Genomic DNA, 7,335 nt, shown 5'->3' on the forward strand with positions numbered 1-7,335 from the left:
TAACTTTGAAAGTTGAGCACGAGTACACATTCGGATTGCCAAGGCACATTGTCTGGAAGTATATAAAGGATGAAAAAGTTCTAAGGAGCGCCATCCCAGGGTGTAAGTCTTTTATTGAAATTTCTAAGGGTGTATACCGAGCGGAATTGGAGTTCAAGATGGGTCCGATTCAAGATCTCTTTACTCTTGAGATTCGGCTTGAGGAGAAGAAGTCCGCTTCCTTGTATCGGCTGCATGTGAAAGGTACAGGTAATATCGGTGATATCGCGGGAAAAGCCGATCTGTATATAAAAGACTTCAACCGGGAGGCTAGCTTGCACTGTCAAGCTGAGGCAGAAGTTACCGGGGCAATTGCCTTAGCAGGTCAGCGTTTTTTAGAGAGCGGTGCTAACAAGAATATGGAAACTTTTTTTCAAAAAGTTGAAAAAGAAATCAAAAGAACTCTTTATTATTTGAAACGAAAAAGCAGGTGACTGGGGTTGGACAGTCACTTGCCTTTTATTATTTATAGTGATGTATGATTTGCACCTTTCAATGTGATAAATATCAGTTAGTTGACTAAATCAACTAATGCTTGTATGATATTTTTATTGTTAAATATTCTCAATATGAAGGTGGTAGATGGATGGAAAAACATCAATATGTAGAAAAAATTCGTAAATTTAATCGCTATTATGCAAATGTTCTAGGTAAAATTGACCAAGAAATTTATAATAAACCTTTTCCGTTAACTGAAGCACGTGTGATTACTGAAATCAATTTTAGTAATGGTTGTACTGCAACAGAGGTTAGAGAAAATCTTGGTATAGACCGTGGGCAAATGAGTAGAATCCTACAAAAATTTGAGGAAGATAAAATTATAGTTAAAAAGCAAGCAACAGACGATAAACGACAATACTTACTTTATCTCACAGAAAGTGGGAGAGAAATTTTTAATGACTTAGTTGAAAATGCAAATCGTGAAGTTGGAAAAATGATTCAAGAAATATCTAATCGTGATTTGACCAAGCTGATCAGTTCCATGGAAACCATAGAATCTATTTTCATTAAAGATTGTCCATCTCAATCAGAGGTAAACATTCGAACTTTTCAACCTGGAGATGTTGGTTTCATAGCACACCTTCATGGAACCTTATACGGAAATACTTATAAGTTCGGACCCGTGTTTGAATATTACGTGATGAAGGGCTTAACAGAATTTATGATTAATGCCGATGGGGGAGAATTGTGGATTGCTGAAGTAGATGGTAAAATTGCAGGTTCGATTGCAATTACGAAAGCCAATGATAATGTTGCCCAATTAAGATGGTTTATTTTGGATGAGAATTATCAAGGGATAGGTATAGGTAAGAATCTAGTCGAGACTGCCATCGATTTCTGTAAAAAACAAGGATACAAACATGTTTTCCTATGGACAGTAAGTATTTTAGAGACTGCTCTATGTCTATATCAAAAATATAATTTTAGAAAAACAGAGGAAAAACATAATTATGAATGGACTGGAGCGAAATTAGTAGAAGAGCGATGGGACCTAGAACTAACCAAATGAAGTGCCTAATAAAGCTTGTAAGAGTAATGAAAGGACCTAAAAGAACCTGAGACTTTTTTCTGTCTCAGGTTTTCTCGGGTTAAGAAATGGATCTTATTAATTTTGCATTGCTCCTCCTTCATGGGAAGTTATTGAACCGTATGAATTTAAGAAATAATTTCAAAAATAGTACCTTGGTTAAAGTCGGTCACTTTCATAGAACCATAAACCCCTAGATAAAGTCTGGTTTGATGCAGATTCGTTCCCAAACCAACAAAATAAGCGGATTGTGACCCAAAATTATAATCGGTTTCGATCACGCTATAATCATTTAGTTTACCATCCGTTCTGACCCTCGTATAAGCTAAAACTCCTCTAACCGCCGATTGAGATTCTTCTTTCCGGGCAAGATCGGTAAACACAACGCTTCCTGTTAATTCAGGGATTCCATTCCCCATAAAGGCTTGCACCCCTGTAAGTGCCGTTCCTCCAAACTTATCGGGCCTTTGATCTTTATGATAATAACTAGTTAGCGGCTGAATACGTTTCACTGAAGTGGTAACTGCTTCATTGAAATAAGCGATGGTTTTCTCATCCAAAGCCGGATTAGCAGAGCAGTCCCTTTTAATTGAAGTAGGAAAAGCACCTTCCCAGCCTCGCCAGCCAAAATTAATAAATCCTTCTTGGTCAAGTTCAGTTTTCATTAAGGAAGATTGAACAACCTGAGTAACTGGTATTGGTTTATAGGGAACGAATGAAAAAATCGACTCTACCAAATCTTGTCCCACATTTCCCACATACTTGATATATTGATTATTTAACCTTTGAAATGAAATCCCTGGTATATTGCGAACTCCTTTGGCCAATACCGTAAGCGTTTCATGAATAGATGGGGGTAGTTCATGAAAACGTGTGACAACTGGTGGGTTAGTGATAAATGTATTCTTATCTACGTCAATTTCAATAATTTTACCAGCTATTTCCATATCATCCTGACTTAAATTAAAGGGATCATAGCCTGAACCACCATCTCCAGTGGTTAATATAAGTTTCCCTGTTTCAGGGGAAAAGTTTAAGCTATTGAACCCATTATGATTTAAAAATGGTCTTCTTATGTTGAGTAATGTCCGTCGTTTTTGAGGTTGACCATTCGATGGTAGAATCCATTCCTCCACCGTATCAATATGATCATACTGGTTTTCTCTATTTATCCATCTTAAGTTTAAAGTTTTGGGATCACAAGGGTCAGGGGTAAAACCTCCCGAAAGGGCACCGGGACCTTGTGAACCGGCTGCTGAATAATGAAGATAAAAAAGTCCGTTATGATAAAATTCAGGATGAAACGCCAGCCCCAATAATCCACGTTCATCATATCCGCCGCCAGAACTGCCTAGTTTTATGATCTGTGGGCGAATGTCTAAAAAAGTCCTTATCACTCCATTTCCTATGTAAAAGATTTCTCCAACCTGGGTTGCAATGAATAATCGTTCAATAGAGTCACCTGGAAGGACAGTTGTTTTCAAAACTGTGGGTAAATTTAACTTACTAACAATGGGCACTAAACGAACCTTGACTTTTTTCAATCAAATTTACACCCTTTCGTATGGTTTTCTTATAAGAATATGATTAAAACTGTTCTATTAGTCTCAAATAAGTTCCAGTGAAACTAACAAAGCATCACACATACATTGTATTAATTCTGGAATAAGATATGATTCTAGGGAGGACGAAATGCCGTTCAAGAATTAAAAGATGAAGTGAATTTTTAATTTTGTAGGATCTTAGTGGATCGTCACCAAGGTCACGCCCATATATAGTATAGACGGGCTCCAATTTCCTCTCAGAGTGTATTATAAAGTGTAAGGTAATTCTTACTCTTTATACATTTTCGAAAGGAAGTGAAAAAAATGAACAATGCCTTTCCGATTACTAATGCCTTACCGATTACTAATGCGCTACCGATTACTAATGCCTTACCGATTACTAATGCGCTACCGATTACTAATGCCCTACCCCAACCTACATTGCCTTACTCCTGTGGAGCTCCTGTTTATGCAGGTTGTTTTCCTGCACGTAGATGCGATGATTTTATTCTCATTGTAGTGTTGTTTATTTTATTAATCATTGTTGGTGCAGTTTGTTTCTGTTAAAAGATGTATATAAATATTAATGCTCAGAGTTTATACACCCTGAGCATTTATTTATGATGATTATTGTGTTAATAGACTCGTTAATCATTATGTGATGAATATAATGATGATGACTTAAAATTCATATTTTATGAACCCTGATGTTTCTAAGCAGTTCTTTTGCTCTTGATCACCATCTGCTTGAAATCCACTTCCATAAGAATAATAGAAATCATAATAAGCATTCCCCCAACAACTAACTGAACTGTAAATGATTCAAATCCATACACTACTGAAAAAATACTTCCAAAAACCCCTTCAAGCATCATGATTAATCCAGCAGATGTTGCGGAAGTATGCTTTTGAGCTAAAACCTGCACAGTTTGACCAACAAACGAACATATGATTCCCATATATAACAATGGCACTAATGCAACAGACCAATTGATATGAGTAAGCTGGCTATCCTCAACGAACAAGAAAAAAATCAATCCTCCTGTGGCTTGTACAGCCGCAAGCATAAAAGCTACAATGCTGACATCAGTTGCTCTTGCTCCGTAGCCAAGATAAACAATAGAAGCTGCATAAAAAAACGCACAAATAAAAGAATACACGTCACCGATATTTATGTTTAGTTCTTTATTTAATATGCCAGTTAATATAGTCATTCCAAATAAACATAGAGCGATGGAAACAAAGCTTTTTCCTGGGAGTTTCTTTTGATAAATAGCCCAGGCAAAGAAAGGTATAATTACTACATATATTGCTGAAATAAAGGCGTTATTGGATGGAGTCGTATACTGAACACCAATAGTCTGTGTTATAAATCCGCCAAAATTAAGCAATCCGGCAATTAGCCCAATTTTAAAGTCCGTAATGGTCATTTTAAATATCTTTTTATAAAAAAACATAAGGATCAAAGCAACAAAGAGAAAGCCTCTGAAAAAATTTATGAGTCCTGCAGACGCATTTGCATCTAGCGCTATTTTCGTTACAACAAACCCTGAACCCCAAAATGCAGAGGCTATCAATAGTAGCACGTTTGCCATTGATTTAGTCATTTTCATATGTAAATTCTCCTTTTCTATAAAAAAATATCCCGCCTCTTTATGAAAAGAGACGGGAACGATTTACTCTTATACTGTTTTCATTGATAACTCAACGATAATTAGTAACGGAATTAATTTTCCGACACAACCCAAATCGAATCCCGAGTATGGGGGTTATTAAGAAGCATTGTTCATTGATGATAAATATACCTTTCGACGTTCCCAAACAATTCTTCTTTATACATTTTTTATACATTACTAATTTACTAAAATATCTTAAAGTAATCAACCCATGTTTTTTTTAAAAGAGATTGTGAAGGATTGCACTTCTGTGGCATGGTATTTAACTATGAGTCTCTTTACATAAAGTGCAACAGAAAAGAAAAAAGCGTCAATTAGACGCTTTATTGGTAAGAGGTATTGTAAATGTTTTAGTTAAAGGATTACTTTATATTATGATAGCTTGTTTCAAAAGGTCATGGACAAACATGGACTTTATAAAAATATTTGTTTGACATTGACTAAAATTGTATACGAATGAACTGTAATAATCGAATATGAATATTTAAGTCATCACCTGTTTTGTTTTATAAAAGCTGATAAAATAAACCAAATTTGGTATCATACCATAACAGTTTGCCATGTTTACGTTTTGGGATACGTGTTTGTAAACTCCATTCAGGATACTGTTTAATAATCTGAACTTGATCACCCGTAGCAACAGCAATAAATGATATATAATGATTTTTTGTCATAGGATGGTCGTTTGAAATAAACCATTCATGATCAACTTCTGTAATTAATAGTTTTTCTTCGACTGTTGCTTTCTTCGCTTCTAATCGTTCTATCTTTCTCCCACAGCAAGATATGCTGATATCTCCAGTTGCTAACACAATATTATTACATGACGGACAAACAAAATAATTCGACTTTTTCATATTTCCCCCTACAAATTGATTCGACGATAATTCACCATCTAAAATATTTTCTATATTTACTCCCAATAGGGTAGATAAGCTTGGTAATAGCGTTACATCTGGGCAGCCATACCCACGCTCCCATTTTGAAATCGTTCGATCAGAAATGTTCATTTGATCAGCTAATTGTTTCTGTGTTAGTCCTTTTTCCTTTCGCAAATGATAAATTAACTCTCCAACTTTACTATTATCCATCATTGTCTCCTCCTGCTCTATTTTCATCTTAGAGGTTTATTCGTTTGTCAACAACAAACGTTCCGTAGAGTTACACTTAATATAGGTATCTTTTCCTTGTTTTTTCCTATACTTGCAAAGAAGGAAGGCTAGTTTCCAACATTAAATAAACTCCATTGTTTTCGGAAATTTTATATGATATATTATCAACATAACTTATTAAAGAACTTTAATAAGTTTTTTGTTCAATACTTATTAAAGTTCTTTAATAAGATTATTTTAAGAGGTGGTGACTCTTGTGAATACGACTCCAAAATCGATGGGGAAAGAAATCCTCCGAGGTATTCGGAAATCTCTTCTAGAACTTGGAAATGCAACAAAAGTTGAACTTAGCGAAAAATTAGGGATTAGTTTCCCTACGATCAGCAAATTCTTAACCCAAATGGAAAAGGATGGGGAACTTATTTCAGTTGGTCTTGATCATTCGAGTGGGGGAAGAAGGGCAAAAAGATATACATATAATCCGGAATATATGTTAGGGTTGGCTATCTATTTAGAAAGAACAGAGACAAATTATATTGTCTTTAACTGTTTAGGTGAAGTGAAGGATGTTGGAAAAACCTCAAGTCTCTTAGCTGCTGGAGATTTAAGTTTATTAACTGTATGTGTTGACGAGATACTAAGGAGCTATCCGAAGATAAGTTCTATAGCCATCGGTGTACCAGGTTCCGTTGATAAGGGACGGATTTTTTATATACCAGGGTATGAACATCTTCAGAACATTGACTTAAAGGGATACCTAGAAAATCGTTTCTTCATACCTGTTGTCATTGAGAACGATATGAATGCAGCCGTGCTTGGATATCACAAAAGTAAGGGGATTAAGAAAGATAAATCTCTTGTTTATATCTATTCAGGTCATAATGGTCCAGGTGCTGGAATTATGGTAAATGGAGTCGTGGTACGAGGAAGTACTAATTTTTCAGGAGAGGTTTCATTCGTTCCACAGTACGATGACAAAAATTTTGGCCAGGCTTTGCAAAATGAAACCAGGACGAAGAAAGCGTTTATAGGTGAAGACTATGAGATTGACGCCATTAGTAGGTTAGTAGCTTCATTTGTAGCTATCATTAATCCTTATACATTTATTTTCTGTGATGATGAAGTCAACGCAAATACCTTAGAGCAAATTGTTGATCAAAGTTCAAAGTATATCCCATCTGAACATCTTCCAGAACTTATCTTGAGTGATTGGCAACAAGACTATTTATTGGGATTACAAAGTCTGGGGCTTGATCTCATGATTACCGGATAAGCAGTTAAGAAAAATCAATACCATATGAAAAAATGTGGTAGTGTCAAAACTTCTATGAAAAAGTGACCTGAAGTTTATTTCCTCTCTCTTTTTTGTAGCGGAGGTGCCCGCAATCGCTCTTGACAAACACGCCAATGGTTTGACATCCCTTTAACAAGGGCGA

General features: G+C 35.6%; 7 protein-coding genes. 4 read left to right on the top strand and 3 right to left on the bottom strand.

The window, feature by feature from the left end; translation table 11 throughout:
- The first annotated feature begins 5 nt into the window (after window positions 1–5).
- Both ACE198_RS22190 and ACE198_RS22195 read left to right on the top strand, forming a co-directional pair.
- Entirely contained in the window at window positions 6–473 is a 468-nt protein-coding gene (locus ACE198_RS22190) for an SRPBCC family protein (protein ID WP_098575431.1), read from the top strand.
- A 152-nt stretch (window positions 474–625) separates the two neighbouring features.
- A complete protein-coding gene (locus tag ACE198_RS22195; RefSeq protein WP_375377067.1) occupies window positions 626–1,549 on the top strand; it encodes a bifunctional helix-turn-helix transcriptional regulator/GNAT family N-acetyltransferase in 924 nt (307 codons plus the stop codon).
- Window positions 1,550–1,695: 146 nt separating this feature from the next.
- Here the strand turns inward: ACE198_RS22195 and ACE198_RS22200 are convergent, their stop codons facing one another.
- Window positions 1,696–3,111 (bottom strand): PQQ-dependent sugar dehydrogenase, encoded by a 1,416-nt coding sequence (locus ACE198_RS22200; RefSeq protein WP_251461473.1) that lies wholly within the window; start codon window positions 3,109–3,111, stop codon window positions 1,696–1,698.
- A gap of 441 nt (window positions 3,112–3,552) precedes the next feature.
- On the opposite strand from ACE198_RS22200, the gene ACE198_RS22205 reads away from it, so the two are divergent.
- On the top strand, window positions 3,553–3,678 hold the full coding sequence (locus ACE198_RS22205) for a YjcZ family sporulation protein (RefSeq protein ID WP_375377071.1): 126 nt from the start codon (window positions 3,553–3,555) through the stop codon (window positions 3,676–3,678).
- A 146-nt stretch (window positions 3,679–3,824) separates the two neighbouring features.
- On the opposite strand, the gene ACE198_RS22210 is transcribed toward ACE198_RS22205, so the two are convergent.
- Both ACE198_RS22210 and ACE198_RS22215 read right to left on the bottom strand, forming a co-directional pair.
- Complete coding sequence (locus ACE198_RS22210; RefSeq protein WP_375377068.1) at window positions 3,825–4,724, bottom strand: DMT family transporter; 900 nt, start codon at window positions 4,722–4,724, stop codon at window positions 3,825–3,827.
- 569 nt (window positions 4,725–5,293) lie between these two features.
- A complete protein-coding gene (locus ACE198_RS22215) occupies window positions 5,294–5,878 on the bottom strand; it encodes a helix-turn-helix domain-containing protein (protein WP_375377069.1) in 585 nt (194 codons plus the stop codon).
- 298 nt (window positions 5,879–6,176) lie between these two features.
- On the opposite strand from ACE198_RS22215, the gene ACE198_RS22220 reads away from it, so the two are divergent.
- A complete protein-coding gene (locus tag ACE198_RS22220; RefSeq protein ID WP_098575513.1) occupies window positions 6,177–7,172 on the top strand; it encodes an ROK family transcriptional regulator in 996 nt (331 codons plus the stop codon).
- The last annotated feature ends 163 nt before the right edge of the window (window positions 7,173–7,335 follow it).

The organism is Neobacillus sp. KR4-4, assembly GCF_042136325.1.
GTDB lineage: Bacteria > Bacillota > Bacilli > Bacillales > Cytobacillaceae > Neobacillus.